The organism is Kushneria sp. AK178, from assembly GCF_053903105.1.
This window is the reverse complement of record NZ_CP096381.1, coordinates 1,148,503-1,174,000: the sequence shown is the minus strand read 5'-3', so window position 1 is coordinate 1,174,000 and position 25,498 is coordinate 1,148,503. Positions and strand designations below refer to the sequence as shown.

The window sequence follows — 25,498 nt, the reverse complement described above, 5'->3', positions numbered from 1 at the left end:
CCGCATCAACGGCCTCCCGAATGACCTCAAAGGATCCCTGGCTCAATCTTCCTGCAGATGTGACAGCTCGATCGGCGTAAAGCTGGTAACTTCCTGACGCTCCTCTTCGCGCATGCTGTCCGGCAGCGGAATCAGGCCGATATTGGCAAGATATCCGCCCGGGCCGATCATCTGCTCGCTCATGAAAAGCTCGACATAGGGGCGCATCGAGTCGACGGTGTCGAGATGGGCATTTTTGGTATAGAAAAACAGGGAACGAGAGACCGGGTAATCACCGGAGCTGATCGCGTCCGGGGTCGGCCTTTCGCCCTCGATGGTGGCAGCCGTCAGCATGTCAGGATTCTCCTCGAGAAAGGAGTAGCCGAAAATACCGAAGGCATTCTGGTTTTCCTGCAGACGCTGCACGATCAGGTTGTCGTTCTCGCCGGCATCGATGTAGGCACCATCGGCGCGAATATCGGTATAGCTGCCGTCGTAGGCAGGCATCTCTTCGGAAGCGGCTTCCATCACCAGCTCTTCGAAGGCATCACGAGTACCTGATGTGGTCGGCGGCCCGTAGACCTCGATCTCGCGTTCCGGCAGCGAGCTGTCGATATCGCTCCAGCTCTGATAGGGGTTGTCGACCAGCTCACCGTCCTGCGGAACCTTGGCCGCCAGCGCGAGCAAGAGCTGCTCACGGGTCAAGGTGAGCGGATCGTTTCCACCACTTTCCGCGAACACGATACCGTCATACCCAATGGTCGCCTCGCTGACCTCTTCAACGCCGTTGGACTGACAACGCTCGAATTCCTCGGGTTTCATCCGGCGCGAAGCGTTGGTAATACTGGGCGTGTCCGCGCCGTTACCGGCACAGAACAGCTTGATGCCGCCTCCGGAACCAGTGGACTCCAGCACCGGCGTGGGATGGCGGGTCGTCGCCCCGAACTGCTCGACCACGTAGGTTGCAAACGGGTAGACCGTACTCGACCCCACGATACGCATCTGCGAGCCGGATCCCTGCGACGCTTGGGTTATACCGCTGGCCAAAAGCGCGGAAGCCATGATGGTCGTGATGCCAACGATCTTCTTCATGAATTATCTCCCTGTTTATGTACGGCGCCATGAGGGCATGACATCTGCGCCTCTGGGTGCGGCAACCAGTCTGTCGGTGAGATAAATCAAAATTGTTACAGCGCGCAGGCGCTGCGCCATAAAATGCCGTAATTCAGCTACAACCAGGATTCGCGGCCCTTCTATTGTCCGTCACCCTGATCATGATGATCGACGCGTCGGCCACGAGGCCTGATCCATGAGGTGCAGGGAGTGAAAAACCTTTCAGCAATTACGGCATCAATGCCCGTCCGGCGATGGCCGGGTGAGCGGGAAAGCACCCGGAAAACAGCGACCTTACAGACGCCGGCTCCCGGTGAGCTGTACATCCACCGTGGCATCCAGATGGGCAAGTGCCTCGGCCTGCGCACGCCCTTCGGCACTGGCGCGATAGAGATGCGGCGTCATCACCAGCAAATCAGCAACCTGCTCGGCGCTATCCAGCGACATCACATCACGTACGGTCTCTGCCGTATCGAATGAAAACCCCGTCGACGGTGTTTGACGCGGTTGGCGCGGCGCCTTGAGCGTCGGATAAATGATCTCGCGCAGTTCAATCAGATGGTCCGGTCCCGCCTCGACCTCCAGCAGTAGCCCGCCGGGCTTGAGCACGCGGGCAAACTCGGCCGGTGTGGGAAATCCGAACATGCACAGCACCACGTCCAGGCTCTGATCCGGCACCGGCAGCGCCGCGTTGCTGCCCACCACCCACTGCATGCGCTTGTCACGCCCGGCCGCGGCCTGCACCGCCCACCTGGAGATATCCAGCCCCAGCAGCGCCAGTTCATGCTGCGCCTCCCCAGCGTCTGCGAGCGCCCGCAGGTAGTAGCCCTCACCACAGCCGGCATCCAGCACGGCAAGCCGGTCATGTTCCGGCGCATGCGCCAGTATCCGGCGGCTGACGGCCCCGGCAATGCCCTGATAGTGCCCGGCCTCCAGAAAGCGCCGGCGCGCGGCAATCATGGCCTTGCTGTCCCCCGGGTCCAGCGAGCGCTTTTTCTGTACCGGCAGCAGATTGACGTGGCCCTGGCGCGACACATCGAAGCGGTGGCCCTGCGGGCAGCCCCAGCCACCATCCATGCGCGACAGCGACTCGCCTTCCAGCGGGCAGCGCAGCCTTTTAAAGGGCACGACGCTCATGACGGCGCTCCCTGACCGGACAGGCGCGCCAGAGCGAACAGCACCAGCTCCGGCAGGCGCCGCTGCTCAGCCAACCAGATGCCGAGTGCCTCGCCCAGCGCGCTGGCAAACTTGAAACCGTGGCCGGAGAAGCCGCCGGCCACGATCAGTCCGGGCAGCGGCTCATCGATCAGGAAATGCTCGTCGGGCGTGCGGATGTAGTGACACACCGCGCCAAAGCGCAGCGCACCAACGCCCGGGAAATAGCGATCCACCACCTGCTGGAGCTCACGAACATCACCCTCATGCTCACCAAAGGCCGCCATTGTTTCACCCGGCGGCAGGGGCTGGCCGCTGTCGTGGCGCCCCATCTTGAAGCCGGCGCCGTCGATATCGGGAAAGCCGTAATAGACGGCGCCCCATGGCGTGGTCAGACTGAAGCCGGGAAAGTGATCGGTGTCGTAGCGCGCATCACACTCATACCAGGCAAAGGTCTTGCGCACCCGGGTCAGCGGCAGATCAACCCCCAGCTCCGCCATCAGCGGCGCCAGATGCTGACCGCTGGCGAGCAGCACGCGGCGGGCGGTAAAGACCCGACCGTCGGCGCAGCTCGCCCCCCAGCCGCCCGCCTCACCAGCCTCGAGCCGGATCACCTCTGCGCCGGTGGCAAGCGATACGTTCGGGCTACGCTCGACGCGGTCGCGCCAGCACGCAATGATGCGCTCGACAAACAGCACCCCGGCCTCGGGCTCGAAACCGCCGTGCATGGTGTGATCCAGCGCCCAGCCGGGCCAGCGCTTTGATGCCTGATCGCCCGGCAGGCTGTCGAGGGCCAGACCGTGCTGTCGGGCGCTGGCCTCGACCTGATCGATAAAGGGCGCCCCGGGCGGGCCGACGTTGACCACACCAGTGGGCAAAAAGAGCGTTTCGCCGCTCTCTTCTTCAAGCTGCTTCCAGAGGGCCAGCGCGCGCCGGGCCAGCGGCACGTAGCTGCTGCCCTCGCCGTAGGCCTGGCGCAGCAGCCGCGTCTCACCGTGATGCGCGCCCTGGTCATGGGGCGGACGAAAGGCATCCAGCAGCTGCACGCTGGCATCCACGTGACGCGCCAGCCAGTCGGCCGTGGCCAGCCCCATGCTGCCGGCGCCGATGATCAGATAGTCGGTCGTGGTTGCCGTCACAGTCGCGGCTCCATCTTGCTGGACTCGGCGGGAACGCTTTTTCTTTTACCCGGCGTTTTCTGCGCCTTGCGCTCGCTGCGCGCGATCAGCGCCGTGCCGGCCAGGTCGCCGGTAACGTTGAGCGCCGTGCAGCCCATGCCCACCAGCGCATCGATCGAGGTCAGAAGGGCCACCGTCTCGATCGGCAGACCGACCTGGGCGAAAACGGTCGCGATCATCACAATGCCCGCCCCCGGCACCCCGGCGGTGCCGATGGAGATCAGCGTGCCGATCAGCACGATCTGCAACATGGTGGCGATATCCAGCGGCGTGCCCATCACGTTGGCGGCAAATACCGCCGAGATCGCGATACGAATCGCCGCGCCGTCCATGTTGATGGTCGCGCCCAGCGGCAGGCTGAAGCCGGACAGCGACTGCGGCAGCCCCATGCGGTTGGCCGCGTTGAGACTCAGCGGCAAAACGCCGGTGCTGCTCTGGGTGGCAAAGGCCGTCGCCATCGGCGTGCGCGCCTCGCGGAAGAAATCCCGCAGCCGCACGCCAAAGAGCTTCATCAATACGCAGTAGACCAGCAGATGCACACCGAGGGCGATATAGAGCACCATCACCATGTTGCCCAGCGACAGGATGGTCTCAAGACCCTGCTGGCTGACCGTATTGGCCACAATCGCGAACACGCCGATCGGCACCACGTGCAGTACGCCCGCCATCACCTTCATGGTGACGGCATTAAGGCCTTCCAGCAGGCGATAGAGGTGATCGCCCATCTCGCGCTGCCCTTCTCCGGTACGCATGAACAACAGCGCCAGACCGAACACCACTGCGGTAAAGATGATGCCCAGCAGATTGGGTTCGGCAAACGCCGAGACGATGTTGCTGGGCACGATGTTCAACAGCACCTGCACCAGCCCCGGGTTGTCCGGCACGCTGACGCTGGCCTCGGTATCGAGTGTCAGGCCCTGCCCCGGATTGAACAAGGTGGCTACCGCCAGCCCCACCATGATCGCCAGCGCCGTGGTCACTACGTAGTAGAGCAGCACCTTGCGCCCGATACGGCCCATGCTGCCCACATCGGCCTGGTTGATGCCCACCATCAGGGTAAAGAGCACGATCGGCACGATCAGAAACTGCAAAAGCCGCAGCAGCAGATCGCCCAGCGGCGAAAGCCAGGTCACGTACTCACCGCCCAGCAGGCCGGCGACCACACCCAGCACCAGCGCCAGCGTCACGCGCAGGATCAGGGAAGCCTTGAGATAGGCACGAAACAGGGTTTTCATCAGACATCCTTGAAGACGGGAAACAGCGTCGACCGCAGTGCAGGAGACCGCGGGTGCGGCCGGACAGACCGCCGCTTTTTTCTGGGCGAGGATTATGCCATTAACGTGCGGGCAAAAAAGGCCAGTAACCGTGCATGGTAGTCATTTTCGGCCGCATCGCCGGGGATATGATCCTCGTCTTTCAGATAGACCACCTCCGGCGTGCGCCCGCGCGCTCGAAGGCGCGCCTCCAGCCGGCGCGTCATGTCAACGGACCACATCGTGTCCGCCGTACCATGACTCAAAAAAAGTGCCCCGTCATAGCGCTCGATCTCGATCGGTGTGGTCGGCAACAGCTCTTCGGCACTGCCCTGCCAGGACCAGGCCCGCTGCGCCCCGTCCCAGGCCTGCCAGCCGGGATCACCGCTATCGCGGAAGGTGCGAGCGTCAAAACCGCCGCAGACCACATCCGGCGGCGAGTGCACGGCCACACAGTCGGGGAGGCCCTCAATGTTCTCTTTCGACATTAGAGAGGCCACCAGTAGCGCATGCTCGGCCCCTCGTGAGGCGCCATAAAGGCCGATTCCGGGTCCGGCAATGGGAAACGCCCGCAGTGCCCGAAGTGCATCCACTGTCCGCTCGAGCGGCACATCAACAATTCGACCAGCATTCCACGCATTGCCGCCGATGGAATACCCCAGCGGAAAAGCCAGAAACCCATGGGCCGCCAGTATCACTGCCTGGCGATGACTCCAGCCCGACCAGGCCCCTTCGGAGCCGTGCAATATCATGACGGCAGGAAACGGCCCTTCTCCCGGCGGTCCATAAGTAGTGCCCCAGCCCGAAAGCGGGCGGCGGACGATGGCAGGCTGCATGGTATCTCCCGTTAAAGGAGCCTCGTACGTTCAGCGCGTTTTCCTGCGCCGTGATCGGGGTCCTTTTATCAATTCGCATTGCCTTTGCGTTCACGATGATAGATAACCCCTTTCCTGACGACCAGCGCCCCGGTATCCGGGATACCAGGGCGCTACTTTATGCTCCCGTTCACCTGCCGTCGTTATCAGAGCTAAATAATCGCCCTTCTGATCCGCGCCGAGACCCATTCGCTGACGACCACCGTGCCCAGAATCAAAAGCAGGATCATGGTGACCTGCGGCCAGGCGAGCACATTGAGCGACGCCTGCAGCTTGAGGCCGATGCCGCCGGCGCCGACCAGGCCGAGGATGGTGCTCTCGCGGATGTTGATGTCCCAGCGAAAGACCGAGATGGCGCAAAAGGCCGGCAGCAGCTGTGGCAGGTAGGCGTAGTTGAGGATCTGGGCGCGCCCGGCGCCGGTGGCGGCAACCGCCTCGATCTGGCGGGGGTCGGTCTCCTCGATCGCCTCGTACAACAATTTGGCGACAAAGCCGATCGAGCGCAGCGCAATCGCCACGATCCCGGCCAGCAGCCCGGGGCCGATCACGGCGACCAGCAGCAGCGCCCAGATCAGCGAGTTGATCGAGCGCGAGGCCACGATGATAAACAGCGCCACCGGGCGCACCAGTATCACGCTGGGGGTGGTATTGCGCGCCGCCAGAAAGGCAATCGGCACCGCCATGATGACACCGCCCAGCGTGCCCAGCGTGGCGATGTTGAGCGTGTCCCACAGCGGCGCCATCAGCTCCGGCAGATAATCCCACTGCGGCGGCACCATGCGGCTGCCGATATCGGCGGCCTGAGACGGCGCATCCTGAACGAATGCCCAGATGGTGTTCTGCGTCATCACCTGCCAGCACCAGACAAACAGCGCCACCAGTGCCAGCCACCCGAACCAGAGCAGCAGCCGGGCGCGCGGCGTGCGCCACTGCCACAGCTGCGAGTAATGTTGTGGCTCGTTCATTGTACCCATTTCCTCACCAGGCCCGAGGCGTACTCCGACACCATCACGATGGCGATAATGATCAGCAAAATGGCGCCGGCGCTGTCGTACTCGTAGCGATCGATCGCGGTATTGAGCGTGGCGCCGATGCCGCCGGCGCCGACAATGCCGATCACCGCGCTTTCGCGGAAGTTGATGTCGAGGCGGTACAGCGACAGCCCGATCAGGCGCGGCAGCACCTGCGGCTCGACGGCGTAGTTGATCATCTGCCACCAGGAGGCGCCGGTGGCGTGTATCGCCTCGAGCTGCGCGTGGCTGGCCTCCTCGATGTCATCGGCCAGCAGCTTGGCCAGAAAGCCGATGGTGGCAAAGGCCAGCGTCAGAAAGCCGGCAAAGGGGCCAAAGCCGAACATCGCCACCAGCAAAATGGCGATGATGATCTCCTGCAGCGAGCGGCTGACAGCGATGATCGAGCGGCACACCAGATAGACCGGCCGCGGCGTCAGGTTGCGCGCCGCACCGATGCCGATCGGCACGGAGATGAGAATACCGACCACGGTCGAGGTCAGCGTCATGGTCAGGCTCTCGCTGAGCCCCTGCAGGATATCGCGCTGACGGCTGACAAAATCCGGCTGCAAAAAGCCCGCCACGAAACGCTGGCCGCGCTCCAGACCAACACTGACCCGCTGCCAGTCCACCTCCAGAGATCCCACGGCCAGCACCAGATAGACCACGGCCGCAATTCCCAGCCCCCATCGCCAGCCCGGGTGCTGAATGATCTGCGGCGGCCGCTTCCAGTGGCGTGGATAGTTCGAGGTGCTCATGAGGCCAGCGCCCGGGCAGACGCCACGGTTGGCTCCGGCGCATCGTCATCGGCTTCCGGCGCGGCCGGCTGCCACTCCTCCTCGCCGTAGATGTGCGTCAGCATGGCCTCATCCAGCGCCTGCGGCGCGCCATCAAAGACCACTTCTCCGGTACGCAGGCCGATCAGGCGCTGCACGAACTGTTTCGCCAGCGGCACGTCATGGATATTGACGATGGCCGGCAGCGCCCGCTCGGCGCAGATATCGGTGAGCAATCGCATGATCTGGCGACTGGTACGCGGGTCGAGACTGGCGGTGGGCTCATCGATGAGCAAAAGTTCCGGCTCCTGGGCCAGCGCCCGGGCAATGCCGACCCGCTGGCGCTGCCCCCCGGAGAGCGCATCGGCCCGTTTGTTGGCATGGTCCATCAGACCCACGCGGTCGAGCAGCGCCCAGGCGCGCTGAATGTCCTCGGCCGGAAAGCGTCGCGTCCAGCTGCGCCAGAACGGCACGTAGCCGAGCCGGCCGGACAGGACGTTTTCCATCACGGTCAGGCGCTCGACCAGCGCATACTCCTGAAAGATCATGCCGATGCGCCGGCGCTGGGCGCGCAGTCCGGCCCCGCCCAGCCGGGTGAGATCGACATCGTCCAGCAGCACTGCCCCGCCGGTGGGCTCGACCAGCCGGTTGATGCAGCGAATCAGGGTCGACTTGCCGGCGCCCGAGGGGCCGATCAGCCCCACGATCTCCCCGCCCGGTACGGTGAAGGAGACCGATTTCAGGGCGCTGTCGCCGGTACGATAGGTCTTGGAGAGTTCCTTGAGGGTCAGCATGACGGGCCTCCGTGAGTGGCGACCGGGTGTCCGTCACCCGGCCGGGTCAGCGCGTCGATCATCATCAGCTGCACTCGTAGCGCACGCCGTTGGCTTCATCGATGGTGCGAATCACGTCCCAGTCATCCTTGAAGTTGATGTCGATGAACTGCGACTCGCCACCGCTGCCGAACTCCTTCTCGAGCCCCGAGCCCTGCCAGTCGAAGGTTCTAAAGGCCTCCTGGATCTGTTCCTGCAGCTCGGGCTTGAGATCATGAGCCACACCGTAGCCGGTGGTGGGGAAGGTCTGTGAGGTGTAGAGCGTGGTCATCTGATCGGGCTGCACCACGTCGCGCTCGACCATGCGATCGCGTACCGAGTTGGCGATCGCGGCGGCCGTATAGTCATGATTGACCACGCCGAGAATCGAGCTGTCGTGCGCTCCCGAAAATACCGTTTCGTAGTCGCGACCGGCCTGGAGGCCGAACTCGGCATCCAGAATCGCCGAGGGCGCCTTGTAGCCCGAATTGGAGGTCTCGGAGGTAAAGGCCAGCTCCCGACCCTTGAGGTCCTCGACCGACTCGATGCCGGAACCCGGCCAGGTAATGAGCTCCATCTCGTAGCCGAAGGAGCCGTCCTCGGCGGCCATCATGGTGAAGGGGCGAAAGCCGGCGCAGGCCACCGCCAGTGGCGTGGTGCCGGTGCTGAAGCCGGCCACGTGCAGCCGCCCGGCGCGCATCGCCTCGATCTGCGCAGCGTTGGACTGCACCGGGAAGAACTGCACCCGCTTGCCGGTCACCTCGCTCATGTGATCGAGAAAGCCCGACCACACATCGGCGTACATGGCCGGGTCCTCGACCGGGGTGTAGGCAAAGATCAGAGTGTCGGGATCACGCAACCGTGACGAATCGGTGGGCACATCCGCCACCATGTCGCCGTCGTTGTCGCTGTAGCGGCTGCTCAGCTGGAAGTCGGCCTGTGCCGTCTGTGCCAGCGGCAGAGCCAGCAAAAAGGCAGCCAGTGCGCTAAAGGAGGTCGTACGCATGCGTTCATTCCCCGGATTGTTCTGTCGAGATGACAATCCTGGGCAATGAATATGACAGTAAAACGACAGCGGCGACGGTTGCCCCGCTGCCGCCTCGACTACCCGGCGGCCAGTCGCTCGCCGAGCCGCCGACCGTTTTCCAGGCAGTCCCCCACCGCGATCCCATCACGCCAGTTGCCCACAAGCGAGAGCCCGTCGTGGTGTTCAAGGGCCCGGTCCAGTCGGGCAATGCGCTCCAGATGGCCCAGCTCGTACTGCGGGATCGCCTGCGGCCAGCGGCTGACCTGCTGCCACACCGGATCACCGCGAATGCCCAGTAGATCGCGCAGGTCATAAAGCACCTGCTGCACCTGCTCGGCGTCACTGCCCTCGGCCGCCTCGGGCTGCCGTCGCCCGCCGATAAAGGCGTTGATCAGGCAGTGCCCGGCCGGGGTACGACCGTCAAAGATCGTCGAGGAAAAGAGCGCCCCCAGCGTACGGCGCTTCTCGATACTGGGGATCAGTACGCCAAAGCCGTCCAGGGCATGCGTAATGTCCTCGCGGCGAAAGCCCAGCGCGACGGCGTTGACCGGGGGGTAGGCGATCTCTGCAAGCGGCGCCGTCAGCGCCGCATCCAGCCCCGTCAGCAGCTTGATCGCCACGGGCGCCGACACGGCCAGCACCAGATGGCGGGCCCGGCGGCAGTGCCCGGTGCTGTCGGTCACCGCCCAGCCCGCGTTTTCCTTTTCGATCGCGGTCACGTCGCACCCGCACGCGATCTCGCCACCGTGGGTCGTGATCTCCTCGCCGAGCCGCTGCGCCAGGCGCCCCAGTCCGGAGGGGAAGCTCACCAGCTTGCCGCGCCACTCAACGGGCATCTCGGGGGTGGCCCGGCGCGACTGCCAGAGCCGGGTCAGGCCGCCGCGAATCAGCGAGCCGTAGTCGCGCTCGATCGCCACCAGCCGCGGCATGGCGGCCTGCGCCGAGAGCTTCTGCGGATCGCCGGCATAGACGCCGGAGACAAAGGGATCGACCATGCGCTCCAGCACCCGCCGGCCCAGACGGCGCTCGACAAAGCCCGCCAGGCTCTCCTCCGAAGCGTTACTGCGCCTGGCGAAGGGCTCGCGCACGATCTGCGACCAGCCCTCGCGCCCGATCAGGGGATTATTCAGGGCGCGCAGCGGATGGGTCGGCAGCGCCACCGGATGGCCGTCCATCGCCACAAACCGCTTCTGCGCCTTTGGCCCCGCCGACTGTGCCTCGCCCAGCAGATTCATCTCCTCGAGCAGCCGATACAGCGGCGGCTTCATGATCAGCGTGTTGGGGCCGATCTCGGTCTGCCACTCGCCGTCACGACGGCTGCTGATGTTGCCGCCCACGTACGCCTCGCGCTCAAGCAGCGCCACGCGCCTGCCGTGCCGGGCCAGCGTACGCGCGGCCGCCAGACCGGTCGCGCCGCCGCCCACCACGATCACGTCGTGACTGTCATCGTTCACGCTGCGCTCCTGCATCAGTGCCTCTCCTGGCTGGTCCATCCATGCTCATCATGACAACAGCATACGCAGCGCCGCCGCCCCGGGCGACAAATGACGCGCGACACATCGCCGCCAGCGCCCCTTGATGCACCTTCGACATCAAAAAGCCCGGCGCAGGGCCGGGCTTTCTGGCGTTCGAGGCGGCCACCGATCAGTCGTTCTGACCGACCTTGTCCTGCGTGTTCGTCTCGAAGTCGCTGGCGTCGTGACGCTCGTGCAGCTGGGTTTCCGGCTCGCCGAAGGTGCGATTGACCATGCGACCGCGCTGGACTGCCGGGCGGGCATCGATCTCGCGCGCCCAGCGCATCACGTGCTCGTAGCTTTCCACCTGCAGAAACTGCGCGGCGTTGTACAGACGCCCCAGCGCCAGCTGGCCGTACCAGGCCCAGATGGCGATATCGGCAATGGTGTACTCATCACCTGCCATATAAGCGTTCTCGGCCAGATGGCGGTTGAGCACGTCGAGCTGACGCTTGGTTTCCATGGTGTAGCGATCGATCGGGTACTCGAGCTTCACCGGCGCATAGGCGTAGAAGTGGCCGAAGCCGCCGCCCAGAAACGGCGCACTGCCCATCTGCCAGAACAGCCAGTTCAGGGTCTCGGTGCGTGCCACGTGCTCTCCGGGCAGCAGTTCACCGAACTTTTCCGCCAGATAGAGCAGGATCGAGCCGGACTCGAACACCCGCGTGGGCGACTCGGTGGTGTGATCGACCAGTGCCGGAATCTTGGAGTTCGGGTTGGCATCGACAAAGCCGCTGCCGAACTGCTGCCCCTCGCCGATGTCGACCAGCCAGGCATCGTACTCGGCGCCCTCGTGGCCCAGCGCCAGCAGCTCCTCGAACATGATCGAGGCCTTCACGCCGTTGGGCGTGGCCAGCGAATAGAGCTGAAACGGATGCTTGCCCACCGATAGCGCCTGTTCATGTCGGGCGCCCGCTTCCGGGCTGTTGATGCTGGCAAACTTGCCGCCGCTCTCTTTCGGCTCCCAGACCCTGGGGGGTGTGTATTCCTGATCACTCATGTGTCGTATCCCTGTTGCTTGCATGGGGGTGCCCGGCACCCGACGTCACGAAAAAAGATAGCGGGTTAATGAAAACGCCGCGACCGCTGTGTTCACCAGTCGGCGTCATGGCGCATCAGTCGTCCGGCAAGCGCCCATCGCGATAGCCGCAGCAGCGCCCAACGGAGGCCACTGCTGGAGAAAGGCGCCCGTCGGCCGGGGCTTGAATAGACATGACCAATGGCCCTGATGGGCCATTTTCATCGATGGAAGCTGTCAGCGAGTTGACGCCCTGCCAGGTCAGCGTGTGCCTTGCGATCGCTCGAGTCATTGAGCGCGACGCGGCCGCCCGGTGCCGGTGATCCCTTCGAGCGCTGAATGATCGCCCCTAGCGTGAACCATCACCCCGGGCATTCTTTTCGGATTTTTTTCGGCCCTTTTCCACGTCCCGCTGTCGGACCGTTTTGGCGGCCTGCTTTTCATCGCCGCTGCCGGGGCTTTCGCTGGCATTTTTCCTGAACCCCCTTTCACTGTTTCTTGCAGCGGTTTCCCGGGTGCGTTTCCTGTCATCCTCCTCTTCGTCGTCACTGTCGTCGCTTTCAGGGCTTTCTTCAGCGTCCCTCTTGAAGCCTTCTTCAGTGTTTTCCTCAACGCTTTGGTCAGCGTCATCACCGGCGCTGTCCCTGTCATCCTCGGCCTCATCACTTTCAGGGCTTTCTTCGGCATCTCCCTTGAAGCCTTCTTCACTGCTGCCCCGGTGTGTCTGCTCACTGTCACTGCCCGTCGATGCCTCACCGGTGCCTGCCGCATTACCCAGTGCCACATCATGTCTTCCGATCGCCATGACCTCCCTGGGCCACCACTCGGGATGGTTGTCCCGCACAAAGGCCATTAGCCGCTCGCGGATCAGCATCTCTGCCGTCCAGCCGCTCATCGGGTCCGTGGTCATGAGGTAACAGGCAATCGTCTGCGCCATGTCGGTCTGTCCGGTCACATAACACAACAGTCTGTCGTGATCGATGACGCTGTCTTCCTCCTTGGCGAACTCGATAAACTTCTCCCGGATACAGGCCACATCGGCACTCAGGTGAAGCTTCATCTCGAGGCACCGATACTCATGAGTATCCTGGGATGACATGTTCTCGAACGCCTGTGAGGCGAAGTAGGTCACCGGCACGATTACACGACGTTCATTCCAGACCCTCAGGCGAACAAACGTGTAAAAGATGCCCTCGACGTAGCACCACTGGCCTTCAAACACCACCAGATCGCCGATGCGAATGGGCTTGGCCAGCGCCAGCTGAAACGACGACAGAATATTGCTCAGTACCGCCTGGCCGGCGATCCCTACCAGCACCGCCCCCACGCTGGCCGAGGCCAGAACGGACAGCCCCAGTGTCTCGAAGAGCTGAATCTGGCTGATGACAAACACCGACACGCCCACGACCATGATCAGGATAACGATCCGACGCAGCGCGTAGAGGGTGGTGAGCAGCCGGCGGTCTTCCTTGGGACTGGTATCGTCAATCTCGCCCATGAACCGCCGCATCATGCGGACCATGAGGGTATCGATCAGACGAAGCGCGATCGTTCCGGTGGCCCAGCCCAGCACAATGATCAACAGCACGCGAAGCGTGGTGGTGATCACCGCCGAAAAGGACACCACGTAATCCAGCAGCATCTGGGTGGCCAGCGACATGACAATAAAGGCCAGTGGCCCCCGGACCCGCTCGGTAAAAAAGCTCCGGGAGCCGCCTTCGGGCAGACAACGGGCCAGCCACCCTGCCAGCGCGTAGACCGCCCAGCCCAGCAGGCCGATCAGCGGCAGCACGATCGGAATGGCGATCCACTCCCAGGCCTTGAGTATGCCCATGGAGGTCTTGAGACGATCGGGGATATAGTTTTCGAAGGCGGAGGGGCCGTACTCGTCATACAACAGCGGGATCGACGACACGGTATCCGGCATGATCAGCCAGACCGGGTCCTCCCCCTCGACCCGATAGCGGGCCAGACGGACATCATGGGTCTCACCGTCGGTCTGGAAGGACGCCAGTTCGATGTTGCGGCGCGTCTCGCCCGCCCGGGGATTCTGCCCCGACGGGTCTTCGATGGCGGCATCCTGGCGCCCGGACACCCCGGAGACGTTCAGCCACTCGCCCCGCCGAAGGGCGGTGCCCAGTTGTCGAGCCAGCTCCTCACCCCGCGCCTGCTGCTCTTGCGGGCTCAGCTCGGAAAGATTGAGCACATGGGCGGCGGCGGCAAAGTTCTCTTGCTTGGTCAGCTCCATCAAACTGCGAATCGCCTCGCGCGGCGTGCTGCGTCGAACCTCATCGGGCGCCGCCTTCAGCCCGCTATTGAGCGACTCGACGGAAAACCAGCGCCCGGCCTCGCCCTCGCCCTCCTGAGCCGCCTGTGCCTGACTCACACACAGGCCGGACAACATGAGCATCACTGCCGCCAGCAGCCACGCTCGCCACGCTCCATTTTCCTTCATACGTATACCTGTTCCTTCAGATGGGACGACCTTCTGCATACCGCCTGCCGAATGTGGGCCATCAGGATGTAGCGGCAGCGACCCCCGGACGATGGATGGGCCGGCGCACAGGGTAGTCATTGTTACCGCCCCAGTCCCTGATCTGTGTTGATCGAGCGGTATGATCGAACCGAAAGTCATACGACCATCGACGCGCGAGCGTCGCTGATGGCGCCTCACCCGCCATAATGGATCGGAGCACCGGGCCCCAGCGGCAGCCCCAGCAACATCCAGACGATCAACAGCAGCGTCCAGAAGGCCATGAAGGCGAGCGAATACGGCAGCATCACCGCAATCATTGTGCCGATGCGAATATCGCGCTCGTAGCGCTGGGCATAGCCGATGATCAGCGCAAAAAAGGCCAGCAGCGGCGTGATGATGTTGGTGGAAGAGTCCGCTACCCGGTAAGCCATCTGGGTCAGCTCCGGCGAGTAGCCCAGCTGCATCATGATGGGAACGAACACCGGCGCCAGGATCGCCCACTTGGCCGAGGCGCTGCCGATGAACAGATTGATGCCACCCGCGATCAGCATGAACAGGATCAGCAGTGGCACCCCGGTCAGGCTGACGGCCTTCAAAAGCTCGGCGCCGTAGACCGCCATGAAGGTACCGAGGTTGGACTCGGCAAACCAGGCGACAAACTGGCCGGCGGTAAAGGCAAGCACGATGAAAATGCTCATGCCGGCCATGGTCTCGGCCAGCATATCGGCCACATCCCGGTCGCTTTTGATACTGCCGGTGACCGCCCCGTAGACCAGCCCGGGCACGAAAAAGAGAATCAGCAACACGACTGCCAGCGCGCTCATGAAGGGCGACTGTACGATGGCGCCCTCCTCGCCGCGCAGCGGTGCCCCCGGCGGCACCACAAGAAGGGCCAGCAGCGCCAGTGTGACGGCGACGGCCACCGCGGCCCACCTCATGCCGCGCCTCTCCAGCGCCGTGATGGTGGTGCGCTCCTCGCCGGTGTAGTCGCCTTCGTAGCGGCCCAGCCGCGGCTCGACCACGAACTGACTGACCAGCGTGCCGATGACGGCCAGAAACAGGGTCGAGACCATGATGAAATAGTAGTTCATGGCGACATTCATGCCCGCGGCGTAGTCGGGGTCGAGCGTGGCCGCGGCCTGAATGGTCAGCTCGCCCAGAACCACATCGGTGGCCGACAGCAGCAGATTGGCACTGTAGCCCGCCGACACCCCGGCAAAGGCAGCCGCCAGCCCGGCGATGGGATGGCGGCCGAGCGCCGCGAACAGCATCGCCCCCAGTGGCGGCAGCACCACATAGCCGGCATTGAAGGTAATGCTCGACATGATGCCGGCAAACACCAGCCCGAAGGTGATCAAGGGCTGCGGAATGGCGAGAATAAAGCCGCGCAGCAGCACGCTGATCAGCCCGGTACGCTCGGCCATGCCGATGCCCACCATGGTCGCCAGCGCCACTCCGAGCGGCGCAAAGCCGATGAAGTTATCGACCAGCGAGCCGAAGATATAGCGCAGGCCCTCACCGGAGAGCAGATTGTTGACCGTGACGGCCTCCCCGCCGCCCGGCGGCACCACCTCCAGCCCGGGCAGGGACAGCAGCGCTGAGGCTACGGCCACCAGCGCGGCCAGCAGGGCAAAGAGGGTGACGGGATGAGGCAGACGGTTGCCCGTGCGCTCGATGGTATTGAGCAGGCGCTGCAAAAGGCCCGTTCGCTGGCTCTGATCGTTCATGGTTCAACTATCGCCGAAAGGATGGGCCTTGAGGGGCAATGCACTACTTTAAAACTGACGCCGACATGACGCATGGGCGGCCGCCCGGTGGCAGCCGCCCGGACAACCTCAGCCGCCGTAATGGATCGCGGAACCCGGCCCCAGCGGCAGCCCCAGCAGCAGCCAGACGATCAACAGCAGCGTCCAGAACATCATGAAAGCGAGCGAATACGGCATCATCACCGCAATCAGCGACCCGATGCGAATGTCGCGGTCATACTGCTGAGCGTAGGCGATGATCAGCGCAAAGTAGGTCATCAGCGGCGTGATGATGTTGGTGGAAGAATCCGCCACCCGGTAGGCCATCTGGGTCAGCTCCGGCGAATAGCCCAGCTGCATCATGATGGGGACGAACACCGGCGCCAGAATCGCCCACTTGGCCGAGGCGCTGCCGATAAAGAGATTGATGAAGCCCACGATGAGCACAAACACGATCAGCAGCGCAATGCCGGTCAGACTGATGCTCTGCAAAAGCTCGGCACCGTAGACCGCCATGAAGGTGCCCAGATTGGACTCGGCAAACCAGGCCACGAACTGACCGGCGGTAAAGGCGAGCATGATGAACATGCTCATGCCGGCCATGGTTTTGGAAAGCTCGTTGGCGACATCGGTATCGTTTTTGACCGCGCCGGTGACGATGCCATAGACCAGCCCGGGCACGAAAAAGAGGATCAGCAGCACGACTGCCAGCGCGCTCATGAAGGGCGACTGTACGATGGCCCCCTCCTCGCCGCGCAGCGGCGCCCCCGGCGGCACGATCAGAAGCGCCAGCAGCGCCAGGGTTGCCACGAAGGCGACGCCCGCCCACTTCATGCCGCGCTTTTCCAGCGCCGTGATGGTCGTGCTCTCCTCGCCCTGGTAATCCCCCTCATAGCGGCCCAGCCGCGGCTCGACCACGAACTGGCTGATCAGGGTGCCGATAACGGCCAGAAAGAAGGTCGAGACGATAATGAAGTAGTAGTTCATCGCCAGGTTGATCGAGGCGGCGTAGGCCGGGTCCAGCGTCGCCGCGGCCTGAATGGTCAGCTCGCCCAGCATGACATCGGTGGCCGACAGCAGCAGGTTGGCGCTGAAGCCTGCCGACACGCCGGCAAAGGCGGCCGCCAGCCCGGCGATCGGGTGGCGACCTAAAGCGGCAAATATCATGGCCCCCAGCGGCGGCAGCACCACATAGCCGGCATCGGAGGCGACGCTCGACATGATGCCGGCAAACACCAGCCCGAAGGTGATCAGCGATTTGGGAATGGCGAGAATAAAACCGCGCAGCAGCACGCTGATCAGCCCGGTACGCTCGGCCATGCCGATGCCGATCATGGTGGCCAGCACGACCCCAAGCGGCGCAAAGCCGATGAAGTTATCGACCAGCGAGCCGAAGATATAGCGAATGCCTTCGCCGGAGAGCAGATTGTTGACCGTGACGGTCTCCCCACCGCCCGGCGGCACGACCTCCAGCCCGAGCAGCGACAGCACCGCCGAGACAAGCGCCACCAGCGCGGCCAGCAGGGCAAAGAGGGTAACGGGATGAGGCAGACGGTTGCCCGTACGCTCGATGGCGTTGAGCAGGCGCTGTAAAAGGCCTGTTCGTTCAACCTGTTTGTTCATTGTTCGACCACCGATAAGGATGTTGGCTGTATTCGGCGCGTCATCCTAAAGAAACGCGGCGACCGCCCCGACTTTTATTAAGCCTGACAAAAGCCGGGTAAATCGCGGCGCAGACACACACCGGCGCTACACGATCACCATACTCACCACAATATAGCGTAGCGCCTTGCCGACGGTGACCAGAAGCACAAACCAGAGCAGATTGACCCGCAGCACCCCGGCGATCAGCGTCAGCGGATCGCCGATGACCGGCACCCAGGCAAACAGCAGCGACCAGCGCCCGTAGCGGCGAAAGCGCTGCTCGGCGCCAGCCATTACGGCCGGCTTCTGACGGGCCAGCCAGCCCTGGTTGGCCCAGTACCCCATGGCGTAGTTCACCAGCGAGCCGAGCACGTTGGCGACGGTGGCAATGGTAACCAGAGTGACGGGCGAGCCGCCCCTGAGCAGCAGCGTGGCCAGCACGGCCTCCGAGCCCATCGGCAGAATGGTGGCCGAAAGAAAGGCCGCCACAAACAGCCCGGTCTGACTGATATCGAACAACCACACCTCCATGACGCGGTATCGGGACGAGGCGACAGTAGCAGGTTGTCGACGCCCCGATCGAACACCCGCCGGGAATTAACCCCGAACGATGCAATTTCCTAATCCCGGAAACCCCTTCCATAATGGAAAGGCCGCCATCGATGCCTGTCAGAACCGGTGTTCACGGGCATCGCCCGGGACGGCATGCATCACTCCTCATGGCGTACTACTGACAGGCTGTACAAGACACGTTGATGATCGCCACGCTCAAGAAACTCTGGTCGCCCGGCACATCAGGCCACCCACGCGGGGTGCGCCGCCAGATCGCCCTGTGCAACCAGCTGGGGCTGTTTGGCACCGCCGTGACCCTTCCCTATCAGCTTTTTTATTATTGTTACGATTTTTCGATGTACCGGGGCGTTTTCATCGCCAACCTGCTGTTTATCGCGGGGTATTTATCGGTGCTGCCGCTGAATCACAAGCGGTGGTATAACCCGGCCAGTGCAGTATTGCTGGTTAACGGCAGCAGTCAGCTGTTTGTCGTGACCTGGTTTATCGGTACCGAAGCCGGGGTGAATCTGTACTATTTCACCCTTGCCTCCATATCGGCCTTTCTCTACAAGCGTCCCGGCAGACGGGTCTACGCCGCCATCATGGTCTCCCTTGGCGTCCAGTATGTGGTCACGCGCTTTTTGTTTACTGCCGCCACCGCTATTACCCCGGTACCGTCGCCGTGGGTCGATGCAATGTATACCTTCAGCGTGGCAGGAGCGCTGACGCTTTCAGGTATCGCACTGTATCTCTTTCGCCAGCAGATCGATCATGCCGAGGGGGAACTGAGGCTGAGCAACCGGTATCTGGAAATGCTCAGCAGCACCGATCCATTGACGGGCCTGGCCAATCGACGGGCACTCGAGGTGGCGCTCGAACATGAGTGGGCGCGGCTGACCCGCCACCGGCAGGCGCTGTCGGTGATCATGTTCGATGTCGATCACTTCAAGCGTTTCAACGACCGCTACGGTCACGACGGCGGCGACCGCTGTCTGCAGCAGGTAGCCAGGGCATCCAGGCACGTCATCACAAGGCGTTCCGATCTGCTGGTTCGCTACGGTGGCGAAGAGTTTGCCGTTGTCCTGCCGGATACCGATGCCGCCGGGGCACGACTGGTCGGCGAACGGCTGCGCGAGGCCGTGGCGGCCCTGGTATTGCCCGGGATGTCGTCGAAGAGCCCGACACGGGTCACCATCAGCGTGGGCGTGGCGAGCATCGATGTCATGAGGCCCGACATTGACGCGCTCGACGCTGACTGCCTGTTGAAATGTGCCGATGACGCGCTGTATCAGGCGAAAGCCGGCGGCCGCAATCGGGTGGTGTCTCGATCGTGTGACCGCCCCGCCCCCGTTGACCACTCGGTGTCCGAAAAGATCGACAGCCGGACGCCGCTGTCCTGATGCCGGCCTTGCCCAAAAGGGAATGGCGCATGTCGCGGCCATCATGCATGCTTGGGCGCTTTTGATCAGAGTAGCCTGATGAAACGTCTCTCCCTGCCCCTGGGCACGCTCGCCGTGTCGCTCATGTTACTGCCCATATCGGCCAATGCCCGGGTCACGGGCTTCGATGTCGTGTCCACATCGCCCCTGTACGAGGGGCGCCGCTTCGGCGACGCCGGTGCCTATCAACGTGTCGAGGGGGTCGCGCACTTTGCCGTCGACCCGGACAGCGAGCGCGTCGCCCACATTGCGGGCATCGACAGGGCCCCGGTCAATGCCCACGGCGAGGTCACGTTCAGCGCCGATGTCGTCATGCTGCAGCCCGACGGCCAGGGCTCGGGAACGCTGTTTTACGAGATCCCCAACCGGGGCCGCAACCTGAGTTTTGCCCTGTTGAATCGTGCCACCATCAGTGATCGCTTCAGCGTGGAAGACCCGGGCGATGGCTTTTTGATGCGCCAGGGCCATACCCTGGTGTGGGGCGGCTGGCAGACCGGCCTGAGCGATGACCTGCTGACCATGGACCTCCCCGTGCTCGACGGCGTGACGGGGCGCTCGCGTGACGAGTTCATCTTTGATGACAGCGCCACCGTCAGCCGCGAAACGCTGAGCTACCCGGCCGCCGATCGGGACCGAGAGGCGGCCACCCTGACGGTGCGCCCGACACCGCAGGCGCCGCGGGCAACGCCGCAGGGCCTGTCGTTTCGCTATATCGATGAGCAGACCGTCGAGATTACCCGACCTGAAGGGTTTGATGCCGGGGCCATTTACGAATTCATTTATCCGGCGAGGGGCGCCATGCCCGCCGGGCTCGCGTTTGTGGCCACGAGTGATCTGGTGTCGTTTCTGCGCGGCCGCCCGGGCCATGATGTGGCCCCACCGACGCAGGACATCGATCGCACCATCGGGCTGGGCATTTCACAGTCGGGTCGCTTTCTGCGCGATCTCGTTTATCAGGGCTTTAACGCCGATGAACAGGGCGAGCGCGTCTTCGATGGCGCCATGGCGCATATCGCCGGTTCGCGCAAGACCTTCACCAATGCCCTGTTTGCCCAGCCCGGGCGCTTTTCCCGCCAGCACGAGGATCACGATTTCCCGGGCGATCAGTTCCCCTTTACCTATACCGACACCACCGATCCCCTGACCGGGCGCACCGACAGTCTTCTGGCGGCCTGCACGGCGTCGAACACCTGTCCGCGGCTGATGCACAGCAATACGTCCACCGAGTTCTGGCAGGGCCGGGCATCGCTGGTGTCCACCGCGCCGGATGGCGCCCCGCTCGAGATGCCCGACAACGTGCGCCTCTATTTTCTGGCCGGGCTGCCGCATCTGAACGCCTGGGGCACCACCGCCGAACACAAGACAATGTGTCAGTACCCCACCAACCCGCTGAGTCCGGCGCCGATCATGCGTGTGCTGACCCGCAACATGCAGGCCTGGGTGCGCGATGGCACCGAGCCGCCGGCCAGCGCCTACCCGGGGCTGGAAGACGACACCCTGGTGGCCCCGGCGGCGCTGACCCTGCCGCGCATCAACGGCGCCGTGCCGTCACCGGCCATCAACGGGCTGCGCGTCATGAACCACGACACCACACCGCCCACTGCCGGTGCGGCCTACCCCGTCCGGGTCCCCCGCGCGGATGCCGACGGCATTGCCCAGGGCGGCATCCGGGCGCCCTACGTGGCAGCGCCGCTGGGCACCTACCTGGGCTGGAACCTGCGCGCGCAGGGCTTCGGCGCCGGCGATCTGTGCAGTCTTGATGGCAGCTATCTGTCCTTTCCGACCACGCCTTCAGACGCTGACAGCCGGGCGTCGCTGGCCGAGCGCTACGCCGATGAAGATGCTTACCAGCATGCCCTGCGACGTGCCGCCGATCGACTGGTCGAGGCCCGCCTGATGCTGCCGGAAGACATGGAGGTCGTCATGAAGGCAGCACCGGCCCTTCCGACAGGATTTCCGCCAGAATAACGACCCGTCGGCGGGCCAACCGCCCCGCTGAGGTCGTGCCCATCCTTGAAAACCCGCTACACTGATATTTCTGCCAGCGCTCACCTGACACCGTCAGTGGGCGCTGCGCCGGCACTTCCTTGTTTTCGCACGGACGCTGACAGCCCTTTCATGATCGACCGCCCTGATACGATGTTCCCTGATGTCGCGCGCATGATGCCCCATGCGTGACCGTCGTCTTTTCCGCTCGCTGAGCGTCTACAACTACCGGCTCTGGTTTGGTGGCGCGCTGGTGTCCAATGTCGGCACCTGGATGCAGCGCATCGCCCAGGACTGGCTGGTGCTGACCGTGCTGACGGCGCATGACGCCAGCGCCGTAGGCATCACCATGGCACTGCAGTTCGGTCCGCAGCTTCTGCTGCTGCCGCTGTCCGGTTTTGCCGTGGACTATTTCGACCGCCGCCGCCTGATCATGCTTTCCCAGGCGCTGCAGGGCCTGCTGGCGCTGAGCCTGGGGATATTGACGCTCACCGGCGTGGTGACGCTGTGGCAGGTCTACTGCTTTGCGCTGGCGCTGGGCTGCGTGACGGCCTTCGATGCCCCGGCGCGGCAGGTATTCGTCAACGACCTGGTTGGCGAAAAGCTGCTGGCCAACGCAGTGGCGCTCAACTCCACCTCGTTCAACGCCGCGCGCATGGTGGGCCCGGCGGTGGCCGGCCTGCTGATTGCCGCCGCAGGCACCGGCTGGCTCTTTATCATCAACGCTCTCTCCTTTGCCGGCGTGCTGGGCGCGCTGTGTCTGCTGCGCGTCAACGAGCTGGTGGTCGGCGAGCGGGCCACCCGGGGCCCGGGCGGACTGACCGAGGGGTTTCGCTACGTCAGGGGCCGCCCCGATCTGAGCGCGCTGCTGTTCATGCTCTTTTTGATCGGCACCTTCGGGTTCAACTTCCCGGTCTTTATCTCGACCATGTCGGTCAGTGTCTTCGATGGCGACTCCAACCAGTACGGACTGCTGACCACCTGCCTGGCGGTGGGCTCGGTCACCGGTTCGTTGCTGGCCGCCCGGCGCGAGCAGCCGCGCATGGGGCTGTTGCTGGTGTCGTCGCTGTCGTTCGGCGTGTTCTGCACGCTCGCTGCGTTCGCCCCCAGCGTATGGCTTTTTGCCATCGCCCTGATGCTGACCGGGCTGTCGGCGCTGACCTTCATGACCGCTTCCAACGCCACCATGCAGCTCACCACCACACCGGCCATGCGCGGGCGCGTCATGGCGCTGCGCACCGCGGTGACCATGGGCGGCACACCGATCGGCGCACCGATCGTGGGGACGATTGCCGACCACGCCGGCCCACGCTGGGCGATGCTGGTGGCCGGCGCCGCCGGGCTCGCCGCTGCCGTGGTCGCGCTGCGGGCCAGGGCCGCCGAACGTCGTCGAACCACGACCGACGCCGGCAAACACGCCTGACCGGTAAACACGCCTGGCCGACAGGCACTGCTGTCAGTGTTGTTAACACGCTTCAACAACATCATGCCGGCCCGGGATGGCCCGGGCCGGCATGATGACAGGGACTGCCTGAACGCTTGAGCGTTAGAACGAGGTGCTCAGTGTCGCCGTGACGCTGCGCGGCTGACCGTAGATCGAGCCGGCGTAGAAGCCGTAACGCTCGTAATAATTCTTGTCGAACAGGTTATCGAGATTGAGCGTTACATGGGTGTTGTCGGTGATGTCGTAGGACGCCATGGCGTTCCAGATGGCATAGCCCGGCCACCTGGCGCGAGTGGACCCGGTGCTGACGCCGTTGGTGGGACGCCCGGCAGGACTGGAGACCGCATCAATGTGGCTCTGGGCGCGGACGCCACCGCCGAAGGTCCAGCGGTCCAGCATGCCGGCCGGCTGGTAGGTCGTGGAGAGCTTGAACAGATGCGACGGGTCGCTGCGGCCGTCGGAGTCCACACGACGAAAATGCAGATAGGTATAGCCGCCGTAGACGTTCCAGTTGGGCGTAATGGCCCCCGCGATTTCCAAATCCACCCCTTCGGTTTCATTGCCGGTCCCCGCCCTGTAGGCCTGATCACCGCTCGGCGTGAGGTTGGCGCCATCCAGCACGGCGGCGTTTTCCTGCCGGGTGCGGAACACGGCCGCGGAGGCATTTAACTGACCGTCAAACCATTCGCCCTTGATGCCGGCTTCATAACTGTCGCCCTCGAGCGGCTTGACCCGGTCACCGCTGCTGGTCTCATTGGTCTGCGGGGTGAAGATGCTGGTGTAGCTGGCATAGAGCGAGTAGTTGTTCGACAGGTCATACACCAGGCCGGCATAGGGCGTAAAAACGCCGTTTTCCTGCTGGCGGCTGGATCGATCGCCATCATAATCGCGGCTTTCGGTCTTGTAGTAGCTGGCCCGCCCGCCCAGGATCACCGCCAGCGGCTCGGTGACATTCAAGCGCGTGGCGGCATACACACCGCGCAGCCGCGTCTTGTCGACGCTGGTGCGACCGGTTTTCGAGTTCTCCATGTTGAAGTCACCGTCCACACCGTCGCGCCAGTCGGTGATGGCCAGACCATCGGTGCGGAACATGCAGTTGGCGGATTCAACGGCGGTGGTGCTGCTGGACATGACGCAGCTGTTTTCGGGCGTGCGTTCACGCGTGCGGCTTTCGCTGTAGCCGAACATCACGTCGTGCTGGCGTCCGAACAGATCGTATCGGCCACTCAGATCAAGCCGGGCGGCGCGCTGGCGGGTGTCGTTGACCTGATGCAGGCCGTTGAGGATCGCGCCGCTGCCGTCCTGATTCCAGTAGCCGACATATTCCCGCGCCGAATTACGATTGACCTTGGCCACCGCCAGGTGGTTGATGGCATCGATGTCGCTCTGGGCGAGTCTGACATCAAGCTGCCAGTCGCGGTTGAACGAGTGTGTCAGTGAGGCAAACGCGGTGTTGGTCCTTGACTGGGCGTAGCTCCAGTGCGGGGCCACATTGGTGCTGCGCGACAGGTCGGTCTTCTCGCCGTCGGCAAACCAGATCGGCACGTTGGCGCCCCACCCGGCGCCGCGGGTCCTTTGATACTCATACTGATAGCCGAGACCGAAGGTGGTGTCGTCGCTGGCATCGAACTCGAAGCTGGCCAGCGCCGCGCGGTTGCGATGGGTTTCGTTATCGCGGAAGGCGTCGCCCTCCTGCTGGGTGACCACCAAGCGCGAGCGGATGCTGCCGTCTTCGGTCAGCGGCAGGTTGAGATCCGCCCCGACACGCGACTTGTCCCAGCGGCCATAGGAGACGTAGGCGCTGCCGCCGAACGCCTTCTGCGGGCGCTTGCGGACCATGTCGACCGTCGCCGACGGATCGCCCGTGCCGCCCAGCAGGCCGTTGGCACCGCGCACGATATCGACGCGCTCGTACATGTCCATGCTCAGGGCGTTACCGCCGCCGCCAAAGCCCGACCCGCCGGGAAACTGCAGGCCGTCTACCCGCCAGTTGTTGATGTCGTAGCCGCGCGCCCTGAAAGAGGTGCGCACGCCGACTTCCGTCTTGTTGGCGGTCACGCCGGGGGTCAGTGCCAGCGCGTCCTCGAGGTTGACCACCCGCTGGTCGTCCATCTGCTGGCGCGTGATGCTGGTGACCGACTGCGGCGTCTCCCGGGGCAGGAGATTCAGCCCGGTGGCGCTGCGGGTCTCGGGCACCGTATAGCTGCTGGCAAAACCGTTTTGATAGCTCGCCGCCTCGATGGTCATGGGCGCCAGCTGCACTTCCGCCGCGTCCCGGGTGGTGTCGGCAGGCGGCTGCGCATGGACCGCCGTGCTGAGCATGCAGCCGCCCAGCGTGGCGGCAATGGCCCCGGCGAGCGGCGCCCCTCTCCTTTCGAGGGCGTTCCCGGCTGCCTGTGAAGCGCGATTGTTCATGAATGACCCTTTGTGAAAATAATAATGATTAGCATTTACCATTCTGGGGGCCACGATTATATTGGCGCTTCCGGCCGAGAACCTTTG

General features: G+C 63.8%; 19 protein-coding genes. 3 read left to right on the top strand and 16 right to left on the bottom strand.

Annotated elements, in window-relative coordinates; translation table 11 throughout:
• Positions 1 to 42: 42 nt before the first annotated feature.
• From M1D97_RS05195 to M1D97_RS05125, 15 genes are all read right to left on the bottom strand, one after another.
• Positions 43 to 1,071, bottom strand: a complete 1,029-nt coding sequence (locus tag M1D97_RS05195) for a substrate-binding domain-containing protein (protein WP_456269681.1) — start codon at positions 1,069 to 1,071, stop codon at positions 43 to 45.
• Positions 1,072 to 1,386: 315 nt separating this feature from the next.
• On the bottom strand, positions 1,387 to 2,229 hold the full coding sequence (locus M1D97_RS05190) for a putative RNA methyltransferase (protein ID WP_456269680.1): 843 nt from the start codon (positions 2,227 to 2,229) through the stop codon (positions 1,387 to 1,389).
• Complete coding sequence (gene solA / locus M1D97_RS05185) at positions 2,226 to 3,386, bottom strand: N-methyl-L-tryptophan oxidase (RefSeq protein WP_456269679.1); 1,161 nt, start codon at positions 3,384 to 3,386, stop codon at positions 2,226 to 2,228. Before solA ends, M1D97_RS05190 begins: the two co-directional genes overlap by 4 nt.
• On the bottom strand, positions 3,383 to 4,660 hold the full coding sequence (locus M1D97_RS05180) for a dicarboxylate/amino acid:cation symporter (RefSeq protein WP_456269678.1): 1,278 nt from the start codon (positions 4,658 to 4,660) through the stop codon (positions 3,383 to 3,385). The genes solA and M1D97_RS05180 overlap by 4 nt, the downstream gene beginning before the upstream one ends.
• A gap of 92 nt (positions 4,661 to 4,752) precedes the next feature.
• Entirely contained in the window at positions 4,753 to 5,514 is a 762-nt protein-coding gene (locus M1D97_RS05175; protein ID WP_456269677.1) for an alpha/beta hydrolase family protein, read from the bottom strand.
• 191 nt (positions 5,515 to 5,705) lie between these two features.
• Positions 5,706 to 6,518, bottom strand: a complete 813-nt coding sequence (phnE, locus tag M1D97_RS05170) for a phosphonate ABC transporter, permease protein PhnE (RefSeq protein ID WP_456269676.1) — start codon at positions 6,516 to 6,518, stop codon at positions 5,706 to 5,708.
• The gene (phnE, locus tag M1D97_RS05165; protein ID WP_456269675.1) at positions 6,515 to 7,321 is read right to left on the bottom strand and encodes a phosphonate ABC transporter, permease protein PhnE; all 807 of its coding nucleotides are present in this window, start codon (positions 7,319 to 7,321) and stop codon (positions 6,515 to 6,517) included. The genes phnE (M1D97_RS05170) and phnE (M1D97_RS05165) overlap by 4 nt, the downstream gene beginning before the upstream one ends.
• On the bottom strand, positions 7,318 to 8,133 hold the full coding sequence (gene phnC / locus M1D97_RS05160) for a phosphonate ABC transporter ATP-binding protein (RefSeq protein WP_456269674.1): 816 nt from the start codon (positions 8,131 to 8,133) through the stop codon (positions 7,318 to 7,320). The genes phnE (M1D97_RS05165) and phnC overlap by 4 nt, the downstream gene beginning before the upstream one ends.
• A gap of 64 nt (positions 8,134 to 8,197) precedes the next feature.
• Positions 8,198 to 9,157: a phosphate/phosphite/phosphonate ABC transporter substrate-binding protein gene (gene phnD / locus M1D97_RS05155; RefSeq protein WP_456269673.1), complete on the bottom strand. Its 960-nt coding sequence runs from the start codon at positions 9,155 to 9,157 to the stop codon at positions 8,198 to 8,200.
• A 98-nt stretch (positions 9,158 to 9,255) separates the two neighbouring features.
• Positions 9,256 to 10,671: a protoporphyrinogen oxidase gene (gene hemG / locus M1D97_RS05150; RefSeq protein ID WP_456269672.1), complete on the bottom strand. Its 1,416-nt coding sequence runs from the start codon at positions 10,669 to 10,671 to the stop codon at positions 9,256 to 9,258.
• Between the two features lie 151 nt (positions 10,672 to 10,822).
• The gene (gene yghU / locus M1D97_RS05145) at positions 10,823 to 11,692 is read right to left on the bottom strand and encodes a glutathione-dependent disulfide-bond oxidoreductase (RefSeq protein ID WP_456269671.1); all 870 of its coding nucleotides are present in this window, start codon (positions 11,690 to 11,692) and stop codon (positions 10,823 to 10,825) included.
• A gap of 367 nt (positions 11,693 to 12,059) precedes the next feature.
• On the bottom strand, positions 12,060 to 14,165 hold the full coding sequence (locus tag M1D97_RS05140; protein ID WP_456269670.1) for a mechanosensitive ion channel domain-containing protein: 2,106 nt from the start codon (positions 14,163 to 14,165) through the stop codon (positions 12,060 to 12,062).
• A gap of 215 nt (positions 14,166 to 14,380) precedes the next feature.
• Complete coding sequence (locus tag M1D97_RS05135; RefSeq protein WP_456269669.1) at positions 14,381 to 15,913, bottom strand: AbgT family transporter; 1,533 nt, start codon at positions 15,911 to 15,913, stop codon at positions 14,381 to 14,383.
• 108 nt (positions 15,914 to 16,021) lie between these two features.
• Entirely contained in the window at positions 16,022 to 17,554 is a 1,533-nt protein-coding gene (locus M1D97_RS05130) for an AbgT family transporter (protein WP_456269668.1), read from the bottom strand.
• Positions 17,555 to 17,680: 126 nt separating this feature from the next.
• Positions 17,681 to 18,094, bottom strand: a complete 414-nt coding sequence (locus tag M1D97_RS05125) for a YqaA family protein (protein WP_456269667.1) — start codon at positions 18,092 to 18,094, stop codon at positions 17,681 to 17,683.
• Between the two features lie 236 nt (positions 18,095 to 18,330).
• On the opposite strand from M1D97_RS05125, the gene M1D97_RS05120 reads away from it, so the two are divergent.
• The 3 genes from M1D97_RS05120 to M1D97_RS05110 all read left to right on the top strand — a co-directional run bounded on the left by M1D97_RS05120 (position 18,331) and on the right by M1D97_RS05110 (position 22,975).
• Positions 18,331 to 19,527, top strand: coding sequence for a GGDEF domain-containing protein (locus tag M1D97_RS05120; RefSeq protein ID WP_456269666.1), 1,197 nt, complete (start codon positions 18,331 to 18,333; stop codon positions 19,525 to 19,527).
• 78 nt (positions 19,528 to 19,605) lie between these two features.
• Positions 19,606 to 21,534 carry an alpha/beta hydrolase domain-containing protein gene (locus M1D97_RS05115; protein ID WP_456269665.1) on the top strand — a complete coding sequence of 643 codons (1,929 nt, stop codon included), beginning with the start codon at positions 19,606 to 19,608 and terminating at the stop codon, positions 21,532 to 21,534.
• A gap of 202 nt (positions 21,535 to 21,736) precedes the next feature.
• Positions 21,737 to 22,975 (top strand): MFS transporter, encoded by a 1,239-nt coding sequence (locus tag M1D97_RS05110; RefSeq protein WP_456269664.1) that lies wholly within the window; start codon positions 21,737 to 21,739, stop codon positions 22,973 to 22,975.
• Between the two features lie 123 nt (positions 22,976 to 23,098).
• On the opposite strand, the gene M1D97_RS05105 is transcribed toward M1D97_RS05110, so the two are convergent.
• Complete coding sequence (locus M1D97_RS05105; RefSeq protein ID WP_456269663.1) at positions 23,099 to 25,411, bottom strand: TonB-dependent siderophore receptor; 2,313 nt, start codon at positions 25,409 to 25,411, stop codon at positions 23,099 to 23,101.
• Positions 25,412 to 25,498: the final 87 nt, after the last annotated feature.